This window comes from Candidatus Palibaumannia cicadellinicola (assembly GCF_002855795.1).
In the GTDB taxonomy this organism is placed as follows: domain Bacteria; phylum Pseudomonadota; class Gammaproteobacteria; order Enterobacterales; family Enterobacteriaceae; genus Baumannia; species Baumannia cicadellinicola_C.
The window spans coordinates 1-1640 of record NZ_NJPO01000087.1; the positions used below are offsets into that span (position 1 = coordinate 1).

Here is a 1640-nt window from a genome sequence, read left to right on the forward strand (position 1 = left end):
ACAGCCGTCCCAAATATTACCTATGTTTCCCTAGCTAAATATTTTTCGGTAATAAATAACATTGATTATTCCCTTCAAAAGAAGGTCAATATGGTCAGTAAAAATATGATGATGCAGCGGTTAATCAGTTATGGAATCACAGACTGCTGTGAACTGATATATAATCCTAGTTTCGAGCAGTTATTTGTCGAAGAGACCAACCAGAACCTAACGGGTTTTGAGCGCGGTACTGTTACTAGCTCGGGTGCAGTTGCGGTCAATACTGGTGTTTTTACTGGTCGCTCACCGTTTGATAAATATTTTGTGCGTGATAAAAACACCTACGATCAACTATGGTGGTCAGATCATAAAAATGTTAATGATAATCACCCTATTAGCCAGGAAACTTGGGAACATCTCAAGATGTTAGTAGGTCATCAGCTTAGTCGCAAACGTTTATTTATCATTGACGCATTCTGTGGCGCTAAGGAAGACAACAGATTACGGGTACGTTTTGTGACAGAAGTCGCCTGGCAAGCACATTTCGTGAAAAATATGTTTATTCGCCCAGATGAAACCGATCTAAATCTTTTCGAACCTGATTTTGTGGTACTAAACGGTGCTAAATGTATTAATCCTAACTGGCGCGAACAAGGTATGCATTCAGAAAATTTTATTGCCTTTCATTTAACCGAAGGAATGCAGCTGATTGGTGGTACTTGGTATGGAGGCGAAATGAAAAAAGGCATATTCTCGGTGATGAACTATAGACTACCACTAAAAGGCATAGCATCCATGCATTGTTCCGCTAATGTAGGTGTAAACGAAGATGTTGCACTTTTCTTCGGACTATCAGGCACAGGAAAAACTACACTTTCCCATGATTCTAAACGACGCCTCATCGGAGATGATGAACATGGTTGGGACGATGATGGTGTTTTTAATTTGGAAGGAGGCTGCTACGCTAAAACTATCCGCCTAAATGTAGAGACTGAGCCTGATATTTTTAAGGCCATCCGACGTGATGCGTTACTAGAAAACGTAGTAGTGCGAACTGACGGGTCAGTAGATTATAATGATAGTAGCAAGACTGAAAACGCACGTGTATCTTACCCTATTAATCATATCAAAAATATCGTTAAACCAGTATCGCGTGCTAGCCATGCTTCAACTGTCATTTTCCTCACCGCAGACGCCTTCGGGGTTTTGCCTCCGGTTGCAATGTTAACCGCTGAACAGGCACAATATTATTTCTTATCTGGTTTTACCGCAAAATTATCTGGTACTGAACGGGGTATTATGGCGCCTATTCCTACCTTCTCAGCATGCTTTGCCGCGGCATTTTTATCACTTCATCCAACGGTATATGCCGCGATGCTAGCTAAGAGGATGAAGGCTACTGGTACTAGCGCTTATTTGGTGAATACTGGTTGGAATGGCAGCGGTAATCGTATTTCTATCAAGGATACCCGGATAATTATTAACGCGATATTGAGCCGAAAGATTAATGAAGCGCCTGAAATTAATCTACCCATTTTTAATTTAGCTATACCTCAGATGCTAGTTGGTGTCGATAGTACTATTTTAGATCCACGTACTACTTATGCGAATAGAGCTGAATGGCAGAAAAAGGCAAAGAATCTAGCTCAACGTTTTATTGA

At 40.9% G+C, this 1640-nt stretch carries 1 protein-coding gene; it reads left to right on the forward strand.

All coding sequences use genetic code 11. From position 1 onward, the window contains the following. Window positions 1-90: 90 nt before the first annotated feature. Window positions 91-1640, forward strand: a 1550-nt coding sequence (gene pckA, locus CEX73_RS01780) for a phosphoenolpyruvate carboxykinase (ATP) (protein WP_101626890.1), incomplete at its 3' end; no start/stop codon positions are given.